Consider the following 24253-nt stretch of genomic DNA (forward strand, 5'->3'; position numbering starts at 1 on the left):
GGCTTCATTTATCACCACGAATAGAAATCATGGACCCTGAACTTCTTTTCACAGTGACCCGCCGAGAATACAACTCACCCAATTTGACTCTTCTGAATTCCCGTCAAACATTCCAATTTTTACCGAGGTATCGACGCCTTACATATTTAGTCAATTCCTGATGAAAATGACGGCTCCGGCACCTTATCTTTCAGGTAATCACCTGATGCATATTTTTCAGCACTCGCGTGACCATGGCGCTCACTCAGACAGTGATCCAGCAAGGGAGGACCGATGCAGGCAGTACGACTTCTATTCGGAAAGTACGGCGGCAAGGTGCATGTTGACGGCGCAGTGCAACTCATACCGCCAAACTCTGTCGTCGTGGCGAGTAACGAAGCAGCGCCTTGTAGTGCAAACAACGACCTTCAGTACTTCGACTTCTACCCTGCCGACTTCAAGCACCTATACGCCGATGTCGTGGATTTGCTCGCTATCACCCATGGCACCCTGTTTTGGCGAGCGCCCATCAGGATGGTGAAGGCGCAGGATGACGTGATCAGCGTGCTTGAACTGTTGGCCAAGGGAGCCCCCGATACCTTGCTGCGCTTTGCCTATATCTATTGCCTGGGAGTGGACCGGCGCTATTTCTCCGCGTTGCTGCAACACATCATGACCGGAGACGAACCCTTCTTTGAGTTCATCGAAACACACGCCCTGAATCAGTGGTCGGTGGCTCGCTATGCGCTGGAATTCAATATGCCGTTGCGCAAGTTCAATCTGTTGTTCCAGGAAAAATACGGCCTGTCCGCAAAGCGCTGGCTGCTGGAACGTCGACTGACTCGAGCCCGGGAATTGCTGCTGTCTACCTCGATGCGGGTGCTGGACATAGCCCTTGAATGCGGCTTCTCCAATCACGGGCATTTCACCGAAAGCTTTCGCAAACGTTACCTCTGTAGCCCCACCCAATATCGCCTGCGTGCCCAGGCAGCCCTCACTCCAGCCATCAGCCATGCGGGATAACGGATCATGGACATCGAAACCGTCAATAACCAGCTTTCGCAAATGGTCGAAAAGGCTGGCAACGAGGTCCAGTCGAAGCTGACTGCCGCCGACATGAACGACCCGGCGCGGATGCTCCAGGCGCAGTTTGCGATTCAGCAGTATTCAACCTTTGTCACTTATCAGAGTGCGGTGATGAAAGCGGTCAAGGACATGCTTTCAGGGATCATCCAGAAGATATGAACATCCTTGAGCGCGATGTCTGCCGCATTGTCTGTGAGACCGGCCTGGCGGCGGTCAATCACGGTTTTGTCGAACAGGCCGAAACCATTCGCAGCGCCCTGCCTCACCTGGTGAGCGAACCCGCGGACCTGCGGATTCTGCAAGCGACCTTGCTGATCGGTCTATCACGCAGGCATGAAGCGCTGGCGTTATTGGCCGGCGACGCCTCGGACGAAGCCAACACGCTTCGGCGCCTGATCGAAAGCGCTTCCCAGGACGCACCAACCATCCCTGCACAGCCCTCCCAACCCCCTCAACTTGCCTGAGACCTCCCCCATGGAAATCGAAGCTGTCCGCATGGCCGCACTCCACGCGCCGAAAGACTCCGCGCCCTCGTCCCCCACGCCGACCGATATTGCCGCTTTCAACCAGGCGTTGTTCGGTCAGGCGCAGAACCCTCCCGAGATATCCGCCATCAGCCAATTGCAGACTCAATCCAGCACCTTCAGTAACGCCGTGGCAACGGCCCGTGAAAGTGTGCTCGACAGTCCGTTGAAAATGCTCTCTGCCCAGTCGAACATGTTGCACGCCATCGTTGAAGTCGACCTGATCGCCAAAACCGCCGGCTCTCTTGCCCAAGGGGTGAACAAGCTGGTGAGCATGCAATGACCGGGGGCTGGTTGCGCCTGGGCTGCATCGGCGTGCTGGTGCTGATGCTCAGTGGCTGCAAGGTCGAGTTGTACAGTGAGTTGTCCGAGGCCGACGCCAACCAGATGCTGGCGCTGTTGTTACTCCGCAATATCGATGCCAGCAAGGAAATCGCCAAGGGTGGACTTGTCACGATCAAGGTCGATAAGACGCAGTTCATCAATGCCGTCGAACTGTTGCGCCAGGAAGGACTGCCACGTGAAAAGGTCGCGACCCTGGAGAACCTGTTTCCCTCCGGCCAACTGGTGACTTCACCGGTTCAGGAACACGCGAAGATCCTCTACCTGAAAGAACAGCAGCTGGAAAAGATGCTGCAGGCCATGGATGGCGTGATCAGCGCCCATGTGTCGATTGGCGAAGGGATCAGTCAGAACCCGCGCGAACCCGCAAAGCCTTCGGCCTCGGTCTTCATCAAATACAGCCCCGAGCGCAATCTGCTCAATAACGAAACCGCGATCAAGAGCCTGATCTTCAACAGCGTGCCCAATCTGCAGACCGAGAACATCAGCATCGTTCTGCAGGCCGCCGACTACCGCTATCAGCCACTCCCCGAGCAGCCCGGGCCAGGCACTGCGCCGCTCACCTGGCTCGAGCGCAATCGTCTGCCGCTCATGCTCCTGCTGGCAGCGTTGGCGGTACTGATCCTCACGATCACGTTTGGCAAATGGCTGCGGTCCAGACGCCAATGACCCTGCTAGCCATCGACCAGGGCGTACAGCACTTGCATCAATGGGGCTGGAAACCAGGCAAGTGGATGCATGAAGGCTGGTGGTCCCACCTGGGACTCGCGCCCTGGCGCGCGGTCTACCACAGTCGCCCGGCCTGTCGCCCGAGTATCGACCGCTTGATCCTGCGGCACCGCAGCATCACCTGGACCTCGTTGCCCGCCTGCCTCGACGCCAGGCAGCACGCCATGCTCGCACTGGAGCCGCGCTTGCCCCAGCTAGTCATCGCCCTCGGGGTCGTGGCCCTGAACTGTCCCGATCACTTGCTGCTCAAAGACCATCGCCAGGCACTTGAGCCCTACCTGGATGAACGACACTGCGAGCAGCTGCTGGCCTTGCACCGAGGCTGGAGTCACACCGAGCCGGCCCTGCCCGCTGAAACCCTGAGCCAGGCTGCCTTGCACGCCGGTACCCGCTGGTGGTTACGCGATGTCGAACCAGCCCCGCTCGGTGATCTGCTCAGCCTGCGTTTGCCGCCGGTTGCCGATGCCCTGCTATCGGTCCGGGAAAACGCGATCCACTGGCTGATCAAGCTCGGTCGTTTTTTATGAACCCACTCAACATCCCCTGTATTGCCCTGCATGGCAGTACACCCCACGCCGTGGTCATTCCTGCCGCAGAGCTGGCGCAATATTTCAACGCCACCTCGTTGCTTGCCCAGGCCCGCGCAGAAGCCGAAGCGCTGCAACGGCAGGCCCGTGAATGCCTGGCCCAGGCCGAGGAACAAGCCCGGCAGATTCGCATTCAGGCCCGGGATCAAGGCCTTGCCGAGGCGGCCAACGAACGTGAGGTTTTGCGCCAACGCCTCATCGAGGAAACCCTGGACTGGCATGTCGCTGAAACCGCTCTGGAAGCCACCCTGGCCCAACACCTCGACACACGGCTACGCGCCCTCGTCGCCCAGGTCCTGGAGGAGTTCATCGCAGAGCAGGATGCTGTCGAGCTGATGGTTCGACGCGTGCGCCAGCGGCTCCTGGCGTTTCTTGCCCAGGGCGCTCTGACTGTCCGGGTCAGCGCCGATTGCGAGCAGCACGTCCGGCACACCCTGGCCGACTACCCTCAGGTCCAGGTACTCGGCAGCCCTTCGCTGACGATGACTCAGGCCTTGCTGGAAACGCAGCTGTTCACCCTACGCATCGATCTCGACGCCCACCTTCAATCGCTCCTGTCGCGTTTGCGGCAGGTCCCGCATGAGCCCCCAGCAGATGATTACCAAGACCGACTCCGCCAGCATCAAGCCGACACCGCTGATTCAGAACCCGGCGCCTCTCCCCCTGCCCGGCGCCACACAAGTCTTCCCAGCGCAATCAGCCCTTGAACTGGCGCGCACCGAATTCGATATGCAGGCCACGGGTCTTGATTTCATGCCCACCGAGGTACCCGGCGATGCATTGTCCGAAACCCTGGAAAACATGGGGTTTGCCCTTGGCTCCTATCGGCAGGCCACAGGTCGCGGAACAAGTGATGGCAAGTCTGAACGCCCGCGTACCCGCGCCATGCTCCAGCAACTGGTCAAGCACGTCACGGCAACCGCCCCGGCGCAAATGGAAGACCTGCAGAAACACACATCGGCCATCGATGAAGCCTCGGACCTCTTGGCATGCATGGGCGATAAAGGGCTCGATGCGGGAGAAATGGCCCTGCTGCTGGGGGCGGCGCTCGGGCGAAAAAACCTGGGTGGAGCACAGCGTAAACGTCTGGAAGAGGCTCTGTCCGCGGTGATGGAGGATGACGAATGGACATTGAGGCTCTTCAATCGCCTGGAGTTCGACAGCACCGGCAAAAACAGTTTTCTCGCCCTCAAGCAGCTCTACCAGCGCGCCACTTCACGTCGTACGCGCCTGGTGCAATGGTTCGAAGAGTTCCGCCAACTGCACGATCGCCGGCGCAAACTGAAAACGCTGATCCGTACCCTGGCTTTCGAACTCTCGGCTGAAGGTCCGGCCATGGATGCCCAATTGGGCTCGGTGATCACCGACCTGAAACGCATCATGCTGTTTTTCGGCATGGAGGATCATTGCCACCGCGTTGCCCGCACACTGGCTATCGACGGCCTGGATGGCGATGGGGTCATCGGCACATTACTGGAAATCGTCCAGCAGTCCTGGATGCATGTGGACTGGCTCGAACAACAGACTTCACGCCAGGTGCCCGACGCACGCGGGCAATACGCTTATGTGCGACAGATGGGCGAGCTGGTGAAGTTAATGACGGACGAGTGCTTCGAAGACGATGAACAGCGAAAGATGATTACCGAGGTGTTTTCCGAGTATCAGGAAAAACTCTCGGACGAAGGCCTGTGACAACCGGCCGGGCCGACCATGGGTCAGCCCGGCCCCTTTATCACCCGCGATCGAGCAGCGCTTGAGCCTGTGTAAAGTCCGCACGCCTGACGCTGGTCACCTCGGGTTCCCATAACGGGTTCATTGGTATGTGGTAGCCGCTGTTCTTCGCTTGCAGGATCAGTTCGGCCATTTGCTGACTGTTCTCGATCACACAGATTTCATCAAAGGCTCCGAGCCTGGCCGGCAAGAAAAACGTCGCCGGATAGTTGTTGGCGTTATCGCTGGCCGGGCTGCCCGAGTCCGCGTTGTGGTGAACCACCCGCTCGCCCACGCCCACCAGGGCCGTGTTGATCACTGGAATCATCTCGGCGATACGGCTCGTGGCGTTGCCAATATCCGGGTCTTCCTTGCTGTAGAAGCTGCCGGCGCTTGCATAATCCTGGCGCAGCTCCTGCGCCAGGTTTCTGGGGCGCGAATCCGCTGTCCTGGCGCTGTATCCGTCGATGCGAGCCTTGAACACGTCGTGCGCGACATCCGGGACCGGAAGATTGTCTTGCGGCCCCAGATCGCTGATATGAGGTCCGATCAGATGCAAGTCATAGTCGGCCGTCAGCGCCTTGCCCCCCGGCGCTTTCGCCAGGACTTCCAGCGGCTGTCCTTGCTGGCTGATCTGGTACAGGCCCTCGACCGCACCGGGTACGGCTGCAAATGTGTACAGTCCACCGCCGGGCGCTTTCGCGCTGAACCTGATACAGCCCTCGGCATCCGCAGGTTGCATGTCCGTGATGAGATCAGCGGCCAGCAGCGTGCCCATGCGTTCCCTGGAAATCTCTAGAGGAATGGCAACGGCGTGACCCTCCTCGATGCATTGGCGAGTCTGCCCGTTGAATTTATCAATACGCCCCGGATCCGACGCCAGGCAGCCTTCGAGTTTGCTGAAAGCCTGATCGACACAGATCATTCCGGCCTGGGGCCCCCAGTTGGCGCTCTTGCCTTTGATATGGAAGTCTTTGGTGGGATGGCCCTCCTCTATCAGCCCGGTTGCCACAGTTTCAACTGGACGGATACCAATAATGCAGTTGTGCTCTTTCGCTACGCTCTGCAAGGGCACCAAGTGACTGGTCACAATCCCTGTCCGATGCTGAACTTTTTCCATGACCTGCAACAGGTCGGACGCACTGTTTTTGGCCGAGCCCGGAGCCATTTGGCCTTCTATGGCCTGGTTCAGCGATGCAAGGCTGGCACCACTGGGTTGGATATGACTGAGCGGCAAACCGTTCATGCCCATACTCCCGAAATTGAAGAATTACCCACGCAAGTGTTCTCCAGGGGCACTTTTTCGGGTCAGGAAAAAGTCCCCGTCGTCCCCATTAAAACAACCGGAAATGCCCCGCCGTCATGCCGGACGAATCCAGATGAATATCGGCAGTCACGCTCTCTCCAAGTTGGCTCATCGCCTGTTGGAAGGTCTCATACTGGCGTTTATCCTCGGCGATCCTGACCTCCGCCGGGATCGATGCGTCATGTCCACGACCGGCCCGGCGTTTGACGGTCTCGTCAAACTCGCAATCCAGGCGCACCAAAACATGGGTGGCATCCTTGACCAGATGGGGGGTGGAAATGCCTTCAATCAAATAGGTTTCGCTCACCGGTACCTGGACTTGTTTGTGGGGGCCGCTGGTGTCCCGCTCTCCCCGTGGAAACCCGCCAATCATCACCCCTTCGCGATAGGTGCTCGGCAACGGATAGCTGAACTCGCGCCCTGTCGAGAGGGCCTCTAAAAGCTGCTCTGTCAGTTGACGATTGAACGAGTCGGCATGCCCGTGAACGACAGGCCACTCCGCCACTGGCAACCCCTGGTTGGCGGGTATGGCACTCAGCTCCGAGAAGGATTTCAGGAAGTGGTCGGTCTTGACCGACTCGAACTGCAATGCTTTTTCCTGTAGCGCCCCCGTCAACACCGACTTGCCGGATGCCGAAGGGCCGGCGATGAAGATGATCATGGGTTTGCCGGGCTGCTGCTTCTCGTTGATTTTTTCCAGAATGAGCGCCGCGACTTTTTCGGTGCTTACCACCGTACCTGGACGCATAGGCGCGCCAATCCCGGCCGCGCCTTCAGACTTTTTTACAGTCGTGCCCTCAAGGGGTGCGGAGGCTGTTGACGGTGCGACGCCCCCCATGGCTTTGGTCGCGCTTTTTTGTTGCTCTTCGGTTTCGAAGTTCACGTAATCGTCCGGGAACTTGAAGTGCGATTCCATCGAGGACCAGAAGTCCTGGTTCTGCTGCTGGCCCTTGTCCCAGATGCGCTCTGAAAGCGACAACACATCGTTGCGCATCAAATGCGGCTGCTCCTGAGCCTGGCGTACCACGGTATCGACATGCCCGCGTAATCCGTTGGGGCCGGTCGCTTCGATCGTGCTCTTGTTCGGGCGGCTGAAATAGCGATCACCCCGGAACTCGTTGCCCTTCAGCGTCTGGTAGTCCTCACCGATTTTGTCGATAAAGTCGGCGAGCATCTGGCTACCCGGGTGGCTGGCCAGCAGCGCGTTGGCAAAATAAGGCGTCGCGCTGCCACTGGCTTCGTTCTTGCCTTCGGCCAGCCCCACCAGCATCAGGTTCGGATGCGCTTGCAGTACGCCATTGAGTGGCTGCATGCATTCCAGGTCGATGTCTGCGTATACGCCACCATGCTCGTGCAGGATCTCATAGCGGGCAATGTCGGATGCGGCCGGGTAGGCGCCATTGCGGCCGATGATTTCATGTTGATAGGCGTCCTTGTTCTTGAGCTGGATATCACTGCGATTGCTCAAGTCACGGATCTCGATGTTTTTGACATCACCGAATTTTTCCTGCAACGCGCCCAGTTTCGCAGTATCGCGTTGCGGATTGCTCGCGCAGCGGTCCCAGGATTTGACGGTCTGGTCCAGGATCAAACATTCGGCTTGCAGGAATTTGTCGTCATTGCCGCGCGTGAGCTGCTGAAATGCCGCCAGCACTTGACCCGCATTCTGTGGGGTCACCTTGGAGGCACCCGACAATAACTTCTCTTTCCAGGACTCGTTACCCTTGGCCGACAGTTCTTTGTTCAGTTCGCTCAGTGCCTGCTTTTGTGCCCCCAGGTTCAGCAGCGCATCGGTGTTACCCAGGGTGGTCTTGAGCTGGCTGAACAAGCCGCGCAAAGGTTTCTCGGCCTGATAGTCCGGAAATACCTTCTCGGCCTCTTGTCGGGCGGTCTTGTTGATGGCGTAAGCATCGAACTGTTGCGAGTCCACCCATAACATGACCGTACTGCCCGGGTTTTTTTCCGCCCATTGCTTCAGGTATTTTTCCTGGTCGCCCCCCGGTTGGGAGCCAACCCAAACCATATGGATATTGGACGGGACCGTCTTGAATTCACTCTTTGGATAAACTTCGGAAAAAGCCTTTGGGGCCTGGGTGGCATCGACACCGGAAGTAGAGGATACCGACTGTTGCGACTGAACAGGGGCGTTATGGATATGCATAGGAACTCCTTGGCAACAAGATTAAGCACGCAAAAGAGATGAAGAGATGCTGAACGACCCAAACTCGGAATTTATTCAATAACGACCAACGATGAGTGGCTACCGAGGTTCAGATCAGAGGATCAGAGTCTTCCGTTTTCATGCACTTTCGCAGCAAGTATCAGTGTCACCAGATTGCTCTCCGACAACTTACGACTTTATCGGTTTTATACCGGTTTTCACCGCACGCCCCCGATGCCTTGCATGGGCGAGTGATACCGCCCCCACAATATCTCGATAACCTGCGCGGCACTGGCGCAGGCATTGGCGCATTGCTCCAGCGCCTGGAACCGCGCGGCAGGTTGTGGCTGACGCAATTGTCCGCGCACCCGGTGTTCGGCCTGTCGAAGGCTGTCCAGCAAGTGCCGGCGCAATACGCCCTGGGTATCGGCGAACAAGGCATCTTCCAGATAGGTGATACGGGCCATTCAACGTCCTTTTTCAATCTGCTGATTCAGAGTGTCAGTGGCAGCGATATCAGCTCTTGATCCTTGAGCAAGGCCATCGACAAGCGATCGAGCGCATAAATGCGGTAGCCACTTGGCAAAACACTGCCTTGCTGCAAGCGCATGCCATTGGCCAGTTGTACATAGGGGGAATCCACATTGCCGCCAATGCCGACAATCGATGAGGGTAAGTAGCGTTCGGCCGAGGCCATTCCCGGAATATTCTGGAAAACCGCCGACAAGCGTGGGGCACCGTCGCGATTGAAGGCATCGAGCACTTCGGTCACGGTGGCCAAATGCTGGGCATCCAGTTGACCGCTGACCCGCAAGGCTTTGTCGGACACCCTGACACTCAAGCCGCCCAACACCTGGCGCGCCGTCAGCCGGGACACTAAGTCATCGAACAGCAGCGCCTGGTCATTGACCACCCGCCACCCCGCCAGCGCCTGAATCGCCCGCAGTTGGGCGCTGGTGCGCTGCCATGTGGTGTCCGCGACGATATTGCCGAAAATCACCACGCGATCCAGTCGCTCCCCGCTCTTGACCTCGACATCCCGATAACCGTTCAAACTCAGCACCGAGCGCACACTGTCGAGCAAACTGTCGGCGCAAACGCTCTCGTCATACACCAGCAGCCCCCTTGCGCGCAGCTTGGCGCGCAAGCCTGCGACGCTGGGCGAGGAATGACACAGGCCCTTAAGGACGAGGCTGCCCTGGTTGCCCCGCTGGACACTCAAGCCGGCGAGCTGCGGATCCTTCAATTGCGTGGCCAGCCATTCATCCTGGTCCAGGACCGGTACCCTGAGGGTCGGTTGCCAGGCCAGCAGCCCCACGGCCAACCCCAGCCCGCAGACCGCGGCCAGGGCTCCCCAGTGCCACACGGATGCACGCGCCGGGCGACGCCGCGTCAATCGCGCGGGCACCTCCGGCGTGGACAGCTCATCGCCGGACCGGCCCAGTACAAAAGCCTGTCCGGCAAGATCGATCACCCGGCCCAGCGGCAGTGCCTGTTCCAGGTCCCAGGGCTGCCCTTCGACCCAGGCAGGCGTCGCGCACGCCAGCCGGATGGCCTCCTCCTCGATCGATAAGGTCGCCTGGGCATCCTGCTCAAGGCACAGGGCAATGTCCGAGTCCGGGCCGCCGATCCGTAGTTCGCCCACGGGCAGTGCCAGCTCACGGCCACTTAACGGCCCGTTCAGCCACTTGAGTTTGTAGGTACGGTCCATCACTGGCCCATCAGGGTTGACGCCAAGGATCAGCTTGGATCAGAAACAAACGGACCGTTTGGCGGTTGATCTTCTGCGTCGATCTGAAGAACCGGCCAATGAAGGGAATGTCCCCCAGCAATGGGATCTTGCGTACGCTTTCGCTTTCCTCATCCTGGACGAAACCGCCCAGCAACAAGGCTTGGCCGGCCTTGAGCAAGGCATGAGTGGAAATTTCCGAATTCAACGTCTGGGGCAAAGGCTCTCTCTGGCTGATCGGGTCGGTTTGCCGTCCGTCCTGGATAATCAGGGTCAACATGACTTCCTGTTCGCTCCCTTCACCTACCACTCGCGGGGTCACGCGCAGCAGCGATCCGGCCGATATGGACTCCAGCTTGGCGACATTTTCCGCCACCAGTTTGGTGTAGAAGGTGATGTTGCGATCAAGCACGGCCTGCATGTTGTTCAGCGTGACCACCGAAGGACGCGACAAAATGCGCGCCTTGGCGTTCTGCTCCAGGGCATTGAGCCGGATCATGAAGTTGCCGGTATTGGCGATCACCGTAGAAAAATTGCCGGCATCAAAGCCTTCACCCGTGTTCAAGCTGACCCCTACGCCACCGATGCGCGCGCCCCCCGACCAATCGATCCCCAAGGCGCCGAGGTCCTGGGAGTTGACGTCGATGATCGCCACCGAAATCTCGACCAGCGATGGCTTGTGATCAAGCTGGGTAATCAGGTCGGCATACAGCGGCAGGTTGAGCTGGCGATCGCGTACCAGCACCGCATTCTGTCGCGGGTCGGCGGAAAACATGGGCAAGCTCCGGTCATCCGATGAGGGTTCACCCTGATTTTCCTTGAGCGGCAACGTTCGTCCCTGCGCCATGTCCTTGAGCACCGACACAACCCCCGGCACCACTACTTGCTGGTTGCGATAGGTGTATTGGGTGTCGGCGGCGGCAGCGTACTTCAAGGCAAACAGCTCGATGGCCTCCTGGTTACGCTCGCGATTGAATTTCTGCTGATCGAGCCCTTCGGCCAGTCGCGCCACCCGCTCCATGCAGGCGGGAACACCCTGCACTTCCAGGGCATTGGAGCTCGGGACACTGCGTACCCGGCAGTAACGCTTATCCAGAATGCCGGTGGACTGCAACTGGGCCATCAAGGTCTGTACCGGCAGATACGCCGGTGTCAGCAATCGGCTGCCCACCTCCTGCGCCTTGTAGACATGAATCGTCTGCCCGTCGTAGTACCAGGCAAGCTGATAGAGCTGCGCCAGGTGTTCGAGCGTCTGTTCGGGCGTACCGCCGTCCAAACGGCCAATAAAGGATTCGCCTATCTGCGGGCTGACGATCACCGGAACACGATAGTTGGCCCCCAAGTCGCGCAAGACATCGGCCAGCTTGGCGCCACGGGTGTTCAAGAAGAAGGCTGGCGCGTCCGGGGGCGCAATCGCGCCGTTGGCACCCGGGGTTACGCACAAGACCGCCATTCCCGCCAGGCAGTCTCTCAGCCACCTCATGCCAGGCGCCCCAGGGTACGGGTCTCGGTGGGCTCGGGGTGTGACGCGCCATGGGTTGCGAGCCAGCAGGCGATGGACAACTGTTGTTGCAGGCGCGCCTCCAGTTCCCAGGGTGGGCACTGGCTGTCATGGCGGCGAATCAGAAAAATATCCTCACCGTCCAGTAACAGACTGTCGTCCAGGCTCTCTGGTATCGATGCCAGCCACAAACTGGTGCGAACCAGCCACTCGTCATCGATGGATGGGCATTCGATCGCCAAGGCAACGCACAGCCCCAAAGGGTATTCCCAGCACCATCCGCGGACACCGGACAGGGTCATGTGCCAACGCTGCCCCACTCTCGACTGCATGCGAATGGTTTCAAGTCCAGCCAGGGAAGATGGAAAATTCATAGCGTTATCGATGAAGGGAATTGCACGATTTTGTCAGTTTTGGAAAATTTCTGAATCCGGTAATGACCTGAACCCTATAGCCTTCGCGCCCCAGCCCCTAAAAAAGTCAGGTTTTTGATCATGCTGTCATATCTGCAAACTACGCCTGCCCCACAACGGATCCTGATCGTCGAAGATCATTACTTGCTCATCTACGGCATCAAGATTCTGCTTTCAGCGATGCCTGGCTACGAGGTCGTCGGTGAAATCGTCGACGGCCTGAACGTGTACGCGGCCTGCCAGGAGCTCAAGCCCGACGTGGTACTGCTCGACCTCGGCCTGCCCGGCATGGATGGCATCGATGTCATCCGCCAGTTGAAACGACGCCGACCCGAGCTGACCATCGTGGTGGTCACCGCTGACGCCTCCGAGCACCGCGCCCGCGATGCATTGGCCGCGGGCGCACTCGCCTACATCTTGAAGAAGAGCTCCCAGCAGGTACTGTTGGCCGGCTTGCAAACCGCCATCGCCGGCCAGGTCTTCCTCGATCCCGCGCTCAACCTGGCGCACGTGACCAGCGCCCCGAATGTCGGCGGGCAGGGCAACCTGACCACCCGGGAACGCCAGATACTCAAGCTCATCGCCGAAGGCGACCGTAACCGGGACATTTCCGAAAAACTCTCGATTACCATCAAGACGGTCGAAACCCACCGCCTGAACCTCATGCGCAAGCTCGATGCGCATAACATTGCGGACCTGGTCAACTGGGCGTGCCGTCTGGGTATCCACTGAAGGTGTGTGACGGGCCTAATGGGTCTTCGGCAAAATCAACCCGCGCAGGTAGCCGACTTCCTCACAGCTCAGCCACTCGCCGTGGCTGACCCGGGTTTCCTGGTCCTGCGCCCATGTGTACACCCGATCAAGACCGCCCTGGCCGGCACACCCCTTGAGCGTGTGCAGCAGTATCAGCAGGCCTGCGCGATCCTGTTTGCGGCACGCGGTTTCGATATCCCGGCGCACGATCTCAAGCGTTTCATAGAACCTGGCGCGCAGCGAGGTGTCCGCAAGGTTGATAAGCGGTTGCTGCAACTTGCGGTTCGGTGCCAGGTCGATGCCCCGCGCCAACTGCAGCGAAACGACCTGTTCGACCCCGCTCGCCAGTTGCTCCAGGCTGACGGGTTTGGCGAGGTAGCCATTCATCCCCGCGGCCCGGGCTCGATAGCGCTCGTCGGGCAGTGCATTCGCCGTGAGCGCCATGATGGGGGTGTCCGGGTCAAGCATCCCGCTGGCCATGTCGCGCCAGAGCCGGGTGACTTGCAGGCCGTCCATGTCCGGCATGCGAATATCCATCAGCACCCAATCGAAGACATGGGTTCTTCCGCAGTGCAGCGCTTCTTCCCCCGAGGAGGCCGAATAGGCCAGGTGCCCAAGCTCCTGGAGCATCTTGCCGACGATATCGCGATTGACTTGCATGTCATCGACCACCAGGACCTTGAGCGCCCACGCACAGGGGGCAATCGAGGCCGGTTCATCGCCCGGCAACTTTTCCTCGAACAGAATGGCGCTGACCTTCTGCCACAACCGGCCGGGCAAATAGACCAGCTCAGGCATATCGAGCAAGGGCGAGTCGCCCGGCTGGGCTTCGATGCCCCAAATGGCCAACTGCGTCTGCAATGCCGCCGGGGCCGGCAGCCGGGCTGAAAAAGCCAATGAGGGTTCACTGGGATCGCATATCGGTAGCAACAGGGTGAAGGTCGATCCTGCGCCAACCTGGCTGTCGAGCAGGATTTCTCCGCCCATCAGGTTCGCCAGCCGCGATGCAATGGCCAGCCCCAGGCCGCTGCCGTTGTCATGGGCGCGCACCTGGATGAAAGGCATGAAGATATCGAGCTGATTCTCTTCCGGTATGCCTTTACCAGTGTCCCGCACCGCGATGACCAGCATCTCAGCCCGCCGTTCAAGCCGGACGCAGATCTCGCCCTGCGCGGTGAATTTTACGGCATTGGCCAGGAGGTTGATCAGGATCTGTTGCACGCGCACGCCGTCGAGGGACATCGAGCGAGGCACATTGGCCGCCACCAGGGTTCGCAGCGACAAGCGTTTTTCCTGTGCCCGCAAATTGATCGTCAGCAACACCTGGTCGAGCATCGGCAGGATCGCCGTCTGCTCGTAGGACAACTCCAGCTGTCCAGCTTCGATTCGAGAGAAATCCAGCAGGTTGTTGATGATGCTCAGCAAAAAGCCGGAGGACTGACGCGCGGTGCCGATCAGTTCCTGCTGTTGCTCGGACAAGCCACTGCGCTCGAGCAGGCTGAGCGCGCCGACAATGCCATTGAGCGGCGTGCGTATCTCATGGCTGATGCTCGTCAGGTGTTCGCTCTTGCGGTGACTGGCCCGCTCGGCGATGCGCTTGGCCACATCCAGTTCGCGGGTTCGACTCCTGACCTTGTCTTCCAGTGTCTGGTGATAGGCATTGAGGGTCTTGAGCAGCGTGTTATAGGCACTGGCAATGCGGCCCAGCTCATCCTTGCGCCCTTCCGGCAATCGATAGCTCAGGTCGGTGAGCTGTTTCTGGCGATGGATGAGCTCGACGATATGACTCAGGGGCCGACCCAGCTGGCGCTGAAGGATCAGGGCGATAAACACCAGTAACAACAACTGGGCCAGCAGCGTCCAGGGCGCTGTCGACCCCAGCAACGGCAGTACCCGGTCCATCACGGCATCACCGCGTGCGATGGCGGACAACTGCCATGGCGGCCCCCTGAGCAGCGTACAGTCGACAATGAAACCAGCCATTTCCATGGCCTTGCGCTGGCAGTCCGGTTGCACGCCCTGGGCGGCAAGCAACGCGCTCTCCTCCCTGTTGTCGCTCCATAACAGTCTGCCGCCGGCATCGCGCAGGATGTACGAAAAGTCATATTTGCGCGCGTTCAGGTCGTCGATCCGCAACAACTGCCCGGCGGTGATCCCCGAACGCGCGTCAATCGCGGTCACAGCGCTGCGCAGGTGCCCCTGACCATCCTCGAACACACTGCCCCAGCAGTTGTCGCTGGTGGTCGATCGGTACTGACGCGACAGCAGCGCATGCATCTTGGCCTGCATGTCGGCAGCCGTCTGGCCCTCGGGGCGGTAGAAAAGCACGCCCTGCCCCGGCACCAACAGAAAGGTTTCCGTCCGGTTGACCGAGTCCGAGTTGCCAAAGATCTCAATGACCTGGCCAGCAACGGCAATGCGTTCCTGGTCCACATCGACCCCGTCGAAGGGGACGAACACCGTGTGTTTCAGTTCGTTGCTCTGGGTACCCGGCAGGCTCGCATTCCTGAGCAGCTCGCTCCACAGGCGCAACAGGGTGTTAACCCTGACCTGGGCCAGCTCATAACGACGATTCTCTTCCTCGGCCACCCCGTTCAGCTCCCAGTCCAGGTCTTCCCTGACTTCGACCTCGGCCTTGCTGTAGCGGTAATAAAAACTGATGGTCTCGGACAACAGCCAGAATGCGCTCATGGCGCAGGCCAGGGTGACGATGACACTACGGGTCAGTGAGGCTTGCCAAAGTTTATGCATGTGGATAACGGTCTCGACAGGCTGCACAACGCACAGCACACAAAACGATACGCCACGAGACAGGCTTGATAAATCAGGTGAAGGCCCGATAGCTCGAAGGCCCGCCTACTCGGGATCATTGCCGCCGGATGACGTAGCCACCACAGGCCCGCCCCATAAGGCCGTGGACCGGAGCGCCCGGCAGCCCATGGTGTACAAAATAAGGATGCAGATGGACCTACAAACGCAACGCAGCCTTGAAGAGTTCCTGCGTTTGTCGGACCTTTGCCCTGGCCGTGTCGAGGCGCGGATGGAGTTTTCCCTGCCGCCCTTTCGGTTATACATCGAATACACCCAGGGCCGGGTGCTGCTTTCACTGGCGCGCCAGGTCGAAGCCTGTCGGCGTTTCAGTACGCTCAAGGCCCTGCTGGGGCACTGCCACCCGGCATCCACCCAGGGGGTCGCGCTGCGCGCTTATGTCGTGGGCGACCAGCAAATGCTCAGTGGCGCACTGGTGCCCGGCAGTAGCGTCACACAATGGATCGAGTGCCTGAAATGCATGCGGCGGCTGCTCGAACGCCACGCCGGGGATCGTCAATGAACCGCCTCGGTCACTGGCTTTCGCTGGCCGCGGGCCGCCAGGACATCGTGCTGGCGGTACTTCTGCTGCTTGCGGTGTTCATGATGATCGTTCCGTTGCCCACGGGACTGGTGGACCTGCTGATTGCCATCAACCTCACGATTTCCATCGTGCTGTTGATGATGGCCCTGTACATCCGCGAGCCGCTGGAATTCTCGACCTTCCCGGCCGTCTTGCTGATCACCACCCTGTTTCGCCTGGCGCTGACCATCAGCACCACCCGCTTGATTCTGCTGCAGGCGGACGCCGGTGAAATCGTCTACACCTTTGGCAACTTCGCCGTCGGGGGCAACCTCGGTGTCGGCCTGATTGTGTTCATGATCATCACCATCGTGCAGTTCATCGTGATCACCAAAGGCTCCGAGCGGGTCGCCGAAGTGGGCGCGCGCTTTTCCCTCGATGCGATGCCAGGCAAGCAGATGAGTATCGATGGCGACATGCGCGCCGGGATCATCGACGCCAATGAAGCCCGCCGCCAACGCGGCCTGGTCCAGAAGGAAAGCCAGCTGTACGGTGCAATGGACGGAGCGATGAAGTTCGTCAAGGGCGATGCGATTGCGGGCATCATCATTATCCTGGTCAACATCCTCGGCGGCACTGCGGTCGGCGTGTTCATCCATGGCATGAGCGCGGGCACCGCCATGTCCACCTACGCCATTCTGTCCATCGGCGATGGCCTGATCAGCCAGATTCCGGCGCTGCTGATCTCCATCACCGCCGGTATTATCGTGACCCGCGTCCCGGGAGAGCAGCGCAAGAACCTGGCCAGCGACCTGAGCGAGCAAATCACCCGACAACCCCAGGCTTTGAGCCTGGCCGCCGGGGTGTTGCTGGTATTCGCCCTGATCCCCGGCTTCCCGGTCATCTACTTTGTCGGCCTGGCCGGGGCGGTCTACGGCGGCGCCTGGTGGATCAGGAAACGTCAACCCCGTGCCGCCTCGAACAGCACCTCGGCCGATGCGCCGCCAGGCTTGATCGGCGATGACACCCAGCCGGCGATGACGCCGGGGGCGATTCCGCTGATGGTGCTCATGGCCAGCGACCTCGGGCGCTCAAGGGGGCTCGACGAGGCTTTCCAGCAGCTTCGGCAGAAGAAATTCGAACAGCTGGGCATTCCGCTGCCTGACATCCACCAGCAGATCGATGCCTCGCTCGAAGCCGGGACCTTGCGCATTCTTTTGTACCAGGAGCCGGTCCTGACCCTGAAGGTGCCGGAGGGGTTGCTGCTGGCCGATGCGCACTCAATGCCCCTGGCGCAAGCACGACACAACGACAAGTTGCCCTTTGGCGGCCATACCCTGCAATGGCTCGACCCCGAGCAGCATGAGACGCTGGCCGCCCTCGGCGTGGTGCTGCATCGGGACCAGGCCCGCGTCACTCACTGCCTGTCCCTGGTCATGGACCGTTATGCCGCCGATTTCATCGGCGTCCAGGAGACCCGTTTCCTCATGGACTCCATGGAAAACAGCCACGCCGAACTGGTCAAGGAAGTGCAGCGGCAAATGCCCATCGGGCGCATTGCCGATGTATTGCAACGCCTGGTAGGCGAAGGCGTTTCCATCCGCGACCTGCGCAGTATTCTCGAAGCCTTGACGGAATGGTCGCCGCGAGAAAAAGACCCGATCATGCTCACTGAATACGTACGGGTGGCCCTGCGTCGCCACATTGCCACGCGCTACCGTGGCAACCAGGCGTGGATCAGTGGCTGGATGATCGGCGATGGCATCGAGGGGCTGGTGCGTGAATCGATCCGGCAGACAGCCGCCGGCTCTTACTCGACGCTGGAAGCCACCCAGAACCAGGCTATTATCGAAGGCATCCGCGAGCGCGTCGGCGACGGCGACCCACGTCGCGCCGTGCTGATCACCGCCATCGATGTCCGGCGGTTTGTGCGCAAGATTGTCGAGCGTGAATACTCGGGCCTGCACGTCCTGTCGTTCCAGGAACTGGGCGATGAAGTCGAGTTGCGTGTCATTGGCAACATCGACCTGATCGAGCAGGCTTGATATGCGCGCGCCGAACCTCACCACCCTGCGCGACTTGCTCGAGCAAAGGCCCTGCTTCCAGCGGGCGGGAGCCACGACGGCCGAGGTCGGCGAGTACTTCAACGGTCGCATCAGCGAAGTCGGCCCGACCCTGTTGCGGGCGTCCCTGCCTGGCGTCGGACTCGGCGAACGGTGTCGGCTGGAGCCCTCCGGGATCGAGGCCGAGGTCGTCGCCGTGGAGGGTGATTACGCGGTGTTATCACCCTTCAGCGAGCCCCTCGGCGTGACCACCGGCAGCCACGTGCACGCACTGGGCAAACCCCATGAAATCGCCCTGGGGGCCTTCCTGCTTGGCAGCGTCGTCGATGGCCTGGGGCGCCCGCTGGACGGCAGCGATGCCCCGGCCGATTGCCTGTGGCGCGGCGTCGAGCGCGAGGCCCCCGAAGCCCTCACCCGCCCGATCATCGACACGCCTCTGCCGCTGGGCGTGCGTGCGATCGATGCACTGCTGACCTGCGGGGTCGGCCAGCGGGTCGGCATATTTGCAGCGGCGGGAGGCGGTAAAAGCACGCTGCTGGGGATGGTGTGCGATGGCAGCCTGGCTGACGTGATCGTGCTTGCCCTGATTGGCGAACGGGGACGCGAAGTCCGTGAGTTTCTTGAACATACGCTGTCCCCGGCCGCCCGCGAACGCACCATTGTGGTGGTGTCGACCTCCGACCGCCCGGCGCTCGAACGGCTGAAAGCCGCCTACACGGCGACCACCATTGCCGAGTATTTTCGCGACCAGGGCAAGAACGTCCTGCTGATGATGGACTCATTGACCCGGTTTGCCCGCGCCGCCCGGGAAATTGGCCTGGCCGCCGGAGAACTGTGCGGTGCCGGAGGTTATCCGCCGAGTTTCTTCGCCCGCCTGCCCCGCTTGCTCGAACGCGCGGGCCCCGCCGCCATCGGCAGCATCACGGGGATCTACACGGTGCTGGTCGAGGGCGACAACATGACTGAGCCGGTGGCCGATGAAGTGCGCTCGATTCTCGACGGCCATATCGTGCTGTCACGCAAGCTCGCCGAAGCCAACCATTATCCGGCCATCGATATCGGCGCCAGCGTCAGTCGGGTGATGAGCCAGATCGTCGATCCCGAGCATCGGCACATGGCCGGCAAGGTGCGGCGCCTGATGGCGGCCTACAAGGACATCGAGTTGCTGGTCAGGGTCGGTGAATACCAGGCCGGCCAAGACGACGAAGCCGATGAGGCCCTCGCCCGTCGTGACGCGATCCGCGGATTGCTGTGCCAATCCACCACGCAAAAGAACAGCTTCCAGGAAACCATCCAGCACCTATGCCAGACACTGACAGCCTGACCCTGCGGCGCCTGCTATCGCTCAAGCAGCGGCGCGAACAAAGCCTGCGTGCCGCGCTGAGCGCGCTGGCCCGAGAGGAAAGCCAACTGCAGGACAGCATCGCCCGGTCACTGCAGCAGCGCCTCCAACTGCAGCGCCAGTGGCGCGAATGCTGCGAGGTTTCACAAGTCCTCGATCACCGGGCGCTGCGGGACCTGAAGATCGAACTCGCCCAATACCACCAGCAAGACCATGCCATGACCGAACGGCTGGAAGCGTTGCACGCCGAACAGCAGCGGATCCGCGGTGAACAGGCTCAGGGGCAGATACAACTGCGCAAGCTGCTGGTGGAACAAGAAAAACTGAACTGGCTTCTGGAATGACCCATGCCTTGCCTGAAAGCACTCTCCAGCCCATCGAGACGCGACACCTCGCACATTGCATGCGACCCGCGCCCGGACCACGAACAGCAACGAGACTTCGACGCGCTGTTGAACCCGGCGACTCCCAGGAGCCTTCCTTCGACACCGCCGGCCCTCGAGGCTGCCTGGCCACGACACCCGCGTTCGGCCCTGGCGCAAGCCTTCGCGCCTGACATCGCCCAGTTGCGCGGCCTGGGCCGACGCAACCCCGGTAGCCTCGACCTGCGGCTGACCAACGGCCCGCTGGCAGGACTGGAGATACAGGCCAGCGCCCAGGCCAGCCTGCTGTGCCTGAACATCAAGGTCGCCGACCGCGACACCTTTGAACGCATCGTCGGCACCCGCGGGCTACTCGAAAACCAATTGGCGGCGATCCTCAATCGTCCGGTGGCGCTGACGCTGCAACAGCTGAACGGAGAACCCTGGTGAAATTGCCGAAACTGAGTCAGGCCGAGGGCCGATTGCTGCGCAAACTCGGCCGCGGACGGCGCCTGGAACTGCTCGAGGGGGGCATGACCCTCACCTACGGCATGGCAGGGGGCGATGGACTGATCCTGCACGCCCAGGTATTGAACCAACCGGTTCGTCTCTGGGTCGCCGCCCCTGCCTGGTGCCGCTGGATCCGCCCGCAGCTCGATGTACCGGACTGGTCGGCAGTCCCGACTGAACTGCACGAGGTCCTGGCAAGCTGGACCCTCGCCTCGGCAGGAGCCGGGCTGGCGGACAGTACGATTGCCTGGCCCACGGCCAGCCGCCTGGAAGCGGCAACGGTCGAGACGATCCCCAACTGGTGCCTGTGCTTCGAGCATGAGGACCGGTCGCTGGCCGCCTCGGTTCTGGAAGCCCCCGTGCAATGGCTCGATAGCCTCAGTGAACTGTTCCAGCCGATGGATCCCCAGGACGACAGCGACCATCGAACACTCCCCGCGGCCCTGATCGCCGGCTGGAGCCATGTCGATCGAGACAGCCTTGAACGCTTGCGGCCCGGTGACGGCTTGCTGTTACACCACGCCTACCGGGCGACCGAGGGCCAGTTGGGGCTGTTCCTGTCTCGCCCGCTGGCCACCCTCTCGACTCACGATGCCGCGCCCCTTGCCCTGGAGACTGTCTTGCACGATTTCAACGACTGGATGGACATCGCCCCGGGGCCCGGCGCCCCCGGTTCCCCCTCCGGCAGCGAGCTGTTGGTGACCGTTGTCGTTCACGTCGGCTCGCTCGAAGTACCGCTGCACCAACTGGCCCATCTACAGGTGGGAGAGGTACTACAAGGTCCGGCCTGTATCGACGACTTCGTGACCCTGAAGGTCGCCGGCAAGACCATTGCCCATGGCCTGCTGCTGGAGATCGATGGAAGGCTGGCTGTACGGATCGACCGGCTGTTCTGACCCGGCGGAAAATCTCAGGTATGCGCCGGATGGGCGCTGTGCGGTCCTCGCCCGATAATGGAAAAACAGCCCCCGGAGCGAATCGATGAACCTGCTGGACCAGCCGCTGCACCTGATCCTTCTGCTGTCCGCTGTCTCCATATTGCCGTTGCTGCTGATCCTTGGAACCTCTTTCCTGAAACTGGCGGTGGTGTTCTCGCTCCTGCGCAACGCCCTGGGCATCCAGCAGATTCCACCGAACATTGCCCTGTACGGCCTGGCATTGATCCTGACGATGTTCATCATGGCGCCCATCGGCCTGGAGATTCAGGACAACCTGGCGGCCAATCCCATTCAAAGCGAGTCCGACGATTTCATCAGGCAGGTCGACAGCGGAATACTCGCGCCGTATCGGGTGTTTCTTGAACGCAATACCGCGCCGGACCAAGCGCACTTCTTCTCAAGTATCGGTCGCGACATCTGGCCGCAGAAGTACCATGATCGTCTCCCCGACAGCTCCTTGCTGGTGCTGATGCCCGCCTTCACTGTCAGCCAGTTGATCGAAGCGTTCAAGATCGGCCTGCTGCTGTACCTGCCCTTTATCGCGATCGACCTGATCGTCTCCAACGTCCTGCTCGCCATGGGCATGATGATGGTCTCGCCGATGACCATCTCGATGCCTCTCAAGCTGCTGGTGTTCGTCTTGATGAATGGTTGGGAAAAGCTGCTGGGCCAACTGATGTTGTCGTTCAACTGAGGGAATGGCGGATGAGTGAAGCGCTGATTACTCAACTGGCCATGCAAATGATGTGGTTGGTCCTGCTGCTGTCGTTGCCGGTGGTGGTGGTCGCCTCCGTGGTGGGGGTGCTGGTCAGCCTGGTGCAGGCCCTGACCCAGGTGCAGGACCAGACCATTCAGTTCCTGATCAAGCTGGTGGCTGTCGCCATCACCCTGGCAATGACCTTCAACTGGATGGGCGACATCCTGCTGGCCTACGCCAACCGGTCGTTCGAGCTGATCAACCAGATGAGGGCCTGAGCGTGGACATCCTGGCTCAATGGCTACCCGTGATCGGCCTGTGCATGCTGCGCCCCCTGGGGCTGATGCTGATGGTGCCGCTGTTCAACCAGGCCACCCTCGGCGGCACGCTGGTGCGCAATGCCCTGGTGCTGATGATTGCCCTGCCACTGATTCCCCTTCATGACACCTGGTCAACCCTGGAAAGCGTCCGCCAGAACGCCACGGCCGGGCGTTACCTGATGCTGATCTGCGGTGAATTGAGCATCGGCCTGATGATGGGTTTTTGCGCGGCCATCCCGTTCTGGGCCATGGACATGGCCGGGTTCCTGATCGACACCCTGCGGGGCGCTTCCATGGCCAGCGTGCTCAACCCCCTGCTGGGCCAGCAATCGTCACTGTTCGGCATCCTGTTTACCCAGGTATTTGGCGTGTTGTTCCTGGTGACCGGCGGTTTCAACCAGTTGATCGCAGGGATCTACCACTCCTACAGCGTCTTGCCCCCTGGCGAAGTCTTTCATTTCGGCCCGGGTTTTCTGGCGTTCCTGTCCCGGCAGTGGCAACTGGCCTATGAGCTGTGCCTGCGTTTCTCGATGCCGGCGATTGTCGCCATTCTTCTGGTGGATATGGCCCTTGGCCTGGTCAATCGCTCGGCCCAGCAACTGAACGTGTTTTTTCTGTCGATGCCGATCAAAAGCGCCTTCGCCCTGCTGATGCTGGTCATGAGCCTGGGCTTCGCGTTCAAGGCGCCCCTTGAACAGAGCAGCCAATGGGTGCGGCACGTACTCACCTTGATGGACCATCTGTGATGAGCGAAAAAACCGAGCAACCCACGGCGAAAAAAATCCGCGAAGCTCGCTCCAAGGGCCAGGTTGCCAAAAGCACGGAGGTCACCAGCGGCGTGCAACTGGCAGTGATGCTCGGTTATTTCATGTTCGAAGGCGACTACCTGCTCGACAGCTTCACGGCACTGCTCGACACCACGATCAACGCCATCAACCTGGACCTGGCCTCGGCGCTCAAACAGTTGGCCGAGCTGTTCACGGCGATCGTTGTGCGAGTGGCGGGAGGTATCGCGGCCATGCTCATCCTCACCACCCTGGTGGCCATCGTTGCCCAGACCGGACCCTTGCTCGCGCCCGAGGCGCTCAAACCCTCCCTGGAAAAACTCAACCCGCTGGCCAACGCCAAGCAGATGTTTTCCATGCACAGCCTGTTCGAGTTCGGTAAATCCCTGGCCAAGGTCGGGGTCCTGTCACTGATATTTTTCTACCTGATCCGACAGTACGCGCCGTCCATCCAGTTCCTTCCCCTGTGCAGCGTGGCGTGCGGCCTGGAGGTCAGCACACAATTGCTGTACTGGATGTGGGCGGTGCTGATCGGGTTCTACGTGATGGTCGGCATCGCCGATTTCGCCTTCCAACGCTACAACACCAACCAACAATTGATGATGTCGCTGGAGGACATCAAGCAGGAGTACAAGAACGCCGAAGGCGATCCGCACATGAAGCAGAAACGCAAGGAAGCGCACCGGGAAGTGCAAAGCGGCAGCCTGGCGGCGAATGTCGCCAAATCCACAGCGGTGGTGCGCAACCCCACCCACATTGCGGTCTGCCTGTACTTCAAGCCCGGTGAAACCCCCTTGCCACGGGTGATCGAAATCGGCCACGACCATGTGGCATTGAACATCGTCGCCCTTGCCGAAAAAGCGGGGATTCCGGTGGTCGAGAACATCGCCACCGCCCGCGCCCTGGCTGCCCAGTGCGACGTGGGTCGCTACATTCCCGCCGAGCTGTTCGAACCGGTGGCGCATATTCTGCGAATCGCCATGCAGCTGGACTACGAGCAACAAGCGCCATGATCCGCTGGCGAAGGTTAGTGGTCGGCATGGGGCTGCTCCTGGTCTGTGGCCCGGTTGCCCTGGTCTGCGCCC

26 protein-coding genes are annotated in these 24253 nt (G+C 60.5%); 19 read left to right on the forward strand and 7 right to left on the reverse strand.

The window, feature by feature from the left end:
* The first annotated feature begins 273 nt into the window (after nucleotides 1-273).
* The 8 genes from C4K38_RS22015 to sctW are packed head-to-tail and all read left to right on the forward strand — an operon-like array spanning nucleotide 274 to nucleotide 4939.
* Entirely contained in the window at nucleotides 274-1002 is a 729-nt protein-coding gene (locus C4K38_RS22015) for a helix-turn-helix transcriptional regulator (RefSeq protein WP_053280185.1), read from the forward strand.
* Between the two features lie 6 nt (nucleotides 1003-1008).
* On the forward strand, nucleotides 1009-1224 hold the full coding sequence (gene sctF, locus C4K38_RS22020; protein WP_053280186.1) for a type III secretion system needle filament subunit SctF: 216 nt from the start codon (nucleotides 1009-1011) through the stop codon (nucleotides 1222-1224).
* Nucleotides 1221-1529 (forward strand): EscG/YscG/SsaH family type III secretion system needle protein co-chaperone, encoded by a 309-nt coding sequence (locus C4K38_RS22025; RefSeq protein ID WP_053280187.1) that lies wholly within the window; start codon nucleotides 1221-1223, stop codon nucleotides 1527-1529. The genes sctF and C4K38_RS22025 overlap by 4 nt, the downstream gene beginning before the upstream one ends.
* A 10-nt stretch (nucleotides 1530-1539) precedes the next feature.
* A complete protein-coding gene (gene sctI, locus C4K38_RS22030) occupies nucleotides 1540-1872 on the forward strand; it encodes a type III secretion system inner rod subunit SctI (RefSeq protein ID WP_053280188.1) in 333 nt (110 codons plus the stop codon).
* Nucleotides 1873-1904: 32 nt separating this feature from the next.
* A complete protein-coding gene (gene sctJ, locus C4K38_RS22035; RefSeq protein WP_197678044.1) occupies nucleotides 1905-2600 on the forward strand; it encodes a type III secretion system inner membrane ring lipoprotein SctJ in 696 nt (231 codons plus the stop codon).
* Nucleotides 2597-3187, forward strand: a complete 591-nt coding sequence (locus C4K38_RS22040) for a type III secretion system domain-containing protein (protein WP_053280190.1) — start codon at nucleotides 2597-2599, stop codon at nucleotides 3185-3187. Before sctJ ends, C4K38_RS22040 begins: the two co-directional genes overlap by 4 nt.
* Nucleotides 3184-3954, forward strand: coding sequence for a hypothetical protein (locus C4K38_RS22045; protein WP_053280191.1), 771 nt, complete (start codon nucleotides 3184-3186; stop codon nucleotides 3952-3954). The genes C4K38_RS22040 and C4K38_RS22045 overlap by 4 nt, the downstream gene beginning before the upstream one ends.
* Nucleotides 3842-4939 (forward strand): type III secretion system gatekeeper subunit SctW, encoded by a 1098-nt coding sequence (gene sctW, locus C4K38_RS22050; RefSeq protein WP_053280192.1) that lies wholly within the window; start codon nucleotides 3842-3844, stop codon nucleotides 4937-4939. The genes C4K38_RS22045 and sctW overlap by 113 nt, the downstream gene beginning before the upstream one ends.
* Before the next feature lie 40 nt (nucleotides 4940-4979).
* Here sctW and C4K38_RS22055 read toward each other — a convergent pair whose 3' ends face one another.
* The 6 genes from C4K38_RS22055 to C4K38_RS22080 all read right to left on the reverse strand — a co-directional run bounded on the left by C4K38_RS22055 (nucleotide 4980) and on the right by C4K38_RS22080 (nucleotide 12028).
* Nucleotides 4980-6203, reverse strand: coding sequence for an anthrax toxin-like adenylyl cyclase domain-containing protein (locus C4K38_RS22055; protein WP_081001569.1), 1224 nt, complete (start codon nucleotides 6201-6203; stop codon nucleotides 4980-4982).
* Between the two features lie 88 nt (nucleotides 6204-6291).
* The gene (locus C4K38_RS22060) at nucleotides 6292-8424 is read right to left on the reverse strand and encodes a TcdA/TcdB catalytic glycosyltransferase domain-containing protein (protein WP_081001570.1); all 2133 of its coding nucleotides are present in this window, start codon (nucleotides 8422-8424) and stop codon (nucleotides 6292-6294) included.
* Between the two features lie 218 nt (nucleotides 8425-8642).
* The gene (locus C4K38_RS22065) at nucleotides 8643-8891 is read right to left on the reverse strand and encodes an EscE/YscE/SsaE family type III secretion system needle protein co-chaperone (protein ID WP_053280194.1); all 249 of its coding nucleotides are present in this window, start codon (nucleotides 8889-8891) and stop codon (nucleotides 8643-8645) included.
* A gap of 26 nt (nucleotides 8892-8917) precedes the next feature.
* Nucleotides 8918-10135 (reverse strand): type III secretion system inner membrane ring subunit SctD, encoded by a 1218-nt coding sequence (sctD, locus tag C4K38_RS22070; RefSeq protein ID WP_053280195.1) that lies wholly within the window; start codon nucleotides 10133-10135, stop codon nucleotides 8918-8920.
* Between the two features lie 10 nt (nucleotides 10136-10145).
* The gene (locus tag C4K38_RS22075; protein ID WP_197678043.1) at nucleotides 10146-11537 is read right to left on the reverse strand and encodes an EscC/YscC/HrcC family type III secretion system outer membrane ring protein; all 1392 of its coding nucleotides are present in this window, start codon (nucleotides 11535-11537) and stop codon (nucleotides 10146-10148) included.
* A gap of 95 nt (nucleotides 11538-11632) precedes the next feature.
* Complete coding sequence (locus C4K38_RS22080) at nucleotides 11633-12028, reverse strand: hypothetical protein (protein WP_124345314.1); 396 nt, start codon at nucleotides 12026-12028, stop codon at nucleotides 11633-11635.
* Nucleotides 12029-12148: 120 nt separating this feature from the next.
* Here C4K38_RS22080 and C4K38_RS22085 point away from each other — a divergent pair, with 120 nt between their 5' ends.
* The gene (locus tag C4K38_RS22085) at nucleotides 12149-12799 is read left to right on the forward strand and encodes a two component system response regulator (RefSeq protein WP_053280197.1); all 651 of its coding nucleotides are present in this window, start codon (nucleotides 12149-12151) and stop codon (nucleotides 12797-12799) included.
* Between the two features lie 15 nt (nucleotides 12800-12814).
* On the opposite strand, the gene C4K38_RS22090 is transcribed toward C4K38_RS22085, so the two are convergent.
* Nucleotides 12815-15571: a two component system sensor kinase gene (locus C4K38_RS22090; protein WP_053280198.1), complete on the reverse strand. Its 2757-nt coding sequence runs from the start codon at nucleotides 15569-15571 to the stop codon at nucleotides 12815-12817.
* Nucleotides 15572-15782: 211 nt separating this feature from the next.
* Between C4K38_RS22090 and C4K38_RS22095 the strand changes: the two genes are divergently transcribed.
* The 10 genes from C4K38_RS22095 to C4K38_RS22140 all read left to right on the forward strand — a co-directional run bounded on the left by C4K38_RS22095 (nucleotide 15783) and on the right by C4K38_RS22140 (nucleotide 24181).
* Entirely contained in the window at nucleotides 15783-16151 is a 369-nt protein-coding gene (locus C4K38_RS22095) for a secretion system apparatus (protein ID WP_053280224.1), read from the forward strand.
* Complete coding sequence (locus C4K38_RS22100; protein WP_053280199.1) at nucleotides 16148-18196, forward strand: EscV/YscV/HrcV family type III secretion system export apparatus protein; 2049 nt, start codon at nucleotides 16148-16150, stop codon at nucleotides 18194-18196. Before C4K38_RS22095 ends, C4K38_RS22100 begins: the two co-directional genes overlap by 4 nt.
* Nucleotide 18197: 1 nt before the next feature.
* Complete coding sequence (locus C4K38_RS22105; RefSeq protein ID WP_053280200.1) at nucleotides 18198-19538, forward strand: EscN/YscN/HrcN family type III secretion system ATPase; 1341 nt, start codon at nucleotides 18198-18200, stop codon at nucleotides 19536-19538.
* Nucleotides 19517-19900 carry a hypothetical protein gene (locus C4K38_RS22110; protein ID WP_081364203.1) on the forward strand — a complete coding sequence of 128 codons (384 nt, stop codon included), beginning with the start codon at nucleotides 19517-19519 and terminating at the stop codon, nucleotides 19898-19900. The genes C4K38_RS22105 and C4K38_RS22110 overlap by 22 nt, the downstream gene beginning before the upstream one ends.
* 3 nt (nucleotides 19901-19903) lie before the next feature.
* A complete protein-coding gene (locus C4K38_RS22115; protein WP_053280201.1) occupies nucleotides 19904-20368 on the forward strand; it encodes a hypothetical protein in 465 nt (154 codons plus the stop codon).
* The gene (gene sctQ / locus C4K38_RS22120; RefSeq protein WP_053280202.1) at nucleotides 20365-21324 is read left to right on the forward strand and encodes a type III secretion system cytoplasmic ring protein SctQ; all 960 of its coding nucleotides are present in this window, start codon (nucleotides 20365-20367) and stop codon (nucleotides 21322-21324) included. Before C4K38_RS22115 ends, sctQ begins: the two co-directional genes overlap by 4 nt.
* 85 nt (nucleotides 21325-21409) lie before the next feature.
* Nucleotides 21410-22060 carry a type III secretion system export apparatus subunit SctR gene (gene sctR / locus C4K38_RS22125; RefSeq protein ID WP_053280203.1) on the forward strand — a complete coding sequence of 217 codons (651 nt, stop codon included), beginning with the start codon at nucleotides 21410-21412 and terminating at the stop codon, nucleotides 22058-22060.
* 11 nt (nucleotides 22061-22071) lie between these two features.
* Complete coding sequence (gene sctS / locus C4K38_RS22130; protein ID WP_053280204.1) at nucleotides 22072-22341, forward strand: type III secretion system export apparatus subunit SctS; 270 nt, start codon at nucleotides 22072-22074, stop codon at nucleotides 22339-22341.
* Nucleotides 22342-22343: 2 nt separating this feature from the next.
* Nucleotides 22344-23129 carry a type III secretion system export apparatus subunit SctT gene (gene sctT / locus C4K38_RS22135; RefSeq protein ID WP_197678042.1) on the forward strand — a complete coding sequence of 262 codons (786 nt, stop codon included), beginning with the start codon at nucleotides 22344-22346 and terminating at the stop codon, nucleotides 23127-23129.
* Entirely contained in the window at nucleotides 23129-24181 is a 1053-nt protein-coding gene (locus C4K38_RS22140) for an EscU/YscU/HrcU family type III secretion system export apparatus switch protein (RefSeq protein WP_053280205.1), read from the forward strand. Before sctT ends, C4K38_RS22140 begins: the two co-directional genes overlap by 1 nt.
* Nucleotides 24182-24253 lie beyond the last annotated feature (72 nt).

The sequence above is a fragment of the Pseudomonas chlororaphis subsp. piscium genome, assembly GCF_003850345.1.
Taxonomy (GTDB): Bacteria; Pseudomonadota; Gammaproteobacteria; order Pseudomonadales; family Pseudomonadaceae; genus Aquipseudomonas; species Aquipseudomonas piscium.

What these genes read in the sequence shown, in the direction of transcription:
- C4K38_RS22015 (WP_053280185.1), top strand. Translation starts at nt 274, where the DNA reads ATGCAGGCAGTACGACTTCTATTCGGAAAGTACGGCGGCAAGGTGCAT.
- sctF (WP_053280186.1), top strand. Translation starts at nt 1,009, where the DNA reads ATGGACATCGAAACCGTCAATAACCAGCTTTCGCAAATGGTCGAAAAG.
- C4K38_RS22025 (WP_053280187.1), top strand. Translation starts at nt 1,221, where the DNA reads ATGAACATCCTTGAGCGCGATGTCTGCCGCATTGTCTGTGAGACCGGC.
- sctI (WP_053280188.1), top strand. Translation starts at nt 1,540, where the DNA reads ATGGAAATCGAAGCTGTCCGCATGGCCGCACTCCACGCGCCGAAAGAC.
- C4K38_RS22040 (WP_053280190.1), top strand. Translation starts at nt 2,597, where the DNA reads ATGACCCTGCTAGCCATCGACCAGGGCGTACAGCACTTGCATCAATGG.
- C4K38_RS22045 (WP_053280191.1), top strand. Translation starts at nt 3,184, where the DNA reads ATGAACCCACTCAACATCCCCTGTATTGCCCTGCATGGCAGTACACCC.
- sctW (WP_053280192.1), top strand. Translation starts at nt 3,842, where the DNA reads ATGATTACCAAGACCGACTCCGCCAGCATCAAGCCGACACCGCTGATT.
- C4K38_RS22055 (WP_081001569.1), bottom strand. Translation starts at nt 6,203, where the DNA reads ATGAACGGTTTGCCGCTCAGTCATATCCAACCCAGTGGTGCCAGCCTT.
- C4K38_RS22060 (WP_081001570.1), bottom strand. Translation starts at nt 8,424, where the DNA reads ATGCATATCCATAACGCCCCTGTTCAGTCGCAACAGTCGGTATCCTCT.
- C4K38_RS22065 (WP_053280194.1), bottom strand. Translation starts at nt 8,891, where the DNA reads ATGGCCCGTATCACCTATCTGGAAGATGCCTTGTTCGCCGATACCCAG.
- sctD (WP_053280195.1), bottom strand. Translation starts at nt 10,135, where the DNA reads ATGGACCGTACCTACAAACTCAAGTGGCTGAACGGGCCGTTAAGTGGC.
- C4K38_RS22080 (WP_124345314.1), bottom strand. Translation starts at nt 12,028, where the DNA reads ATGAATTTTCCATCTTCCCTGGCTGGACTTGAAACCATTCGCATGCAG.
- C4K38_RS22085 (WP_053280197.1), top strand. Translation starts at nt 12,149, where the DNA reads ATGCTGTCATATCTGCAAACTACGCCTGCCCCACAACGGATCCTGATC.
- C4K38_RS22090 (WP_053280198.1), bottom strand. Translation starts at nt 15,571, where the DNA reads ATGCATAAACTTTGGCAAGCCTCACTGACCCGTAGTGTCATCGTCACC.
- C4K38_RS22095 (WP_053280224.1), top strand. Translation starts at nt 15,783, where the DNA reads ATGGACCTACAAACGCAACGCAGCCTTGAAGAGTTCCTGCGTTTGTCG.
- C4K38_RS22100 (WP_053280199.1), top strand. Translation starts at nt 16,148, where the DNA reads ATGAACCGCCTCGGTCACTGGCTTTCGCTGGCCGCGGGCCGCCAGGAC.
- C4K38_RS22105 (WP_053280200.1), top strand. Translation starts at nt 18,198, where the DNA reads ATGCGCGCGCCGAACCTCACCACCCTGCGCGACTTGCTCGAGCAAAGG.
- C4K38_RS22110 (WP_081364203.1), top strand. Translation starts at nt 19,517, where the DNA reads ATGCCAGACACTGACAGCCTGACCCTGCGGCGCCTGCTATCGCTCAAG.
- C4K38_RS22115 (WP_053280201.1), top strand. Translation starts at nt 19,904, where the DNA reads ATGCCTTGCCTGAAAGCACTCTCCAGCCCATCGAGACGCGACACCTCG.
- sctR (WP_053280203.1), top strand. Translation starts at nt 21,410, where the DNA reads ATGAACCTGCTGGACCAGCCGCTGCACCTGATCCTTCTGCTGTCCGCT.
- sctS (WP_053280204.1), top strand. Translation starts at nt 22,072, where the DNA reads ATGAGTGAAGCGCTGATTACTCAACTGGCCATGCAAATGATGTGGTTG.
- C4K38_RS22140 (WP_053280205.1), top strand. Translation starts at nt 23,129, where the DNA reads ATGAGCGAAAAAACCGAGCAACCCACGGCGAAAAAAATCCGCGAAGCT.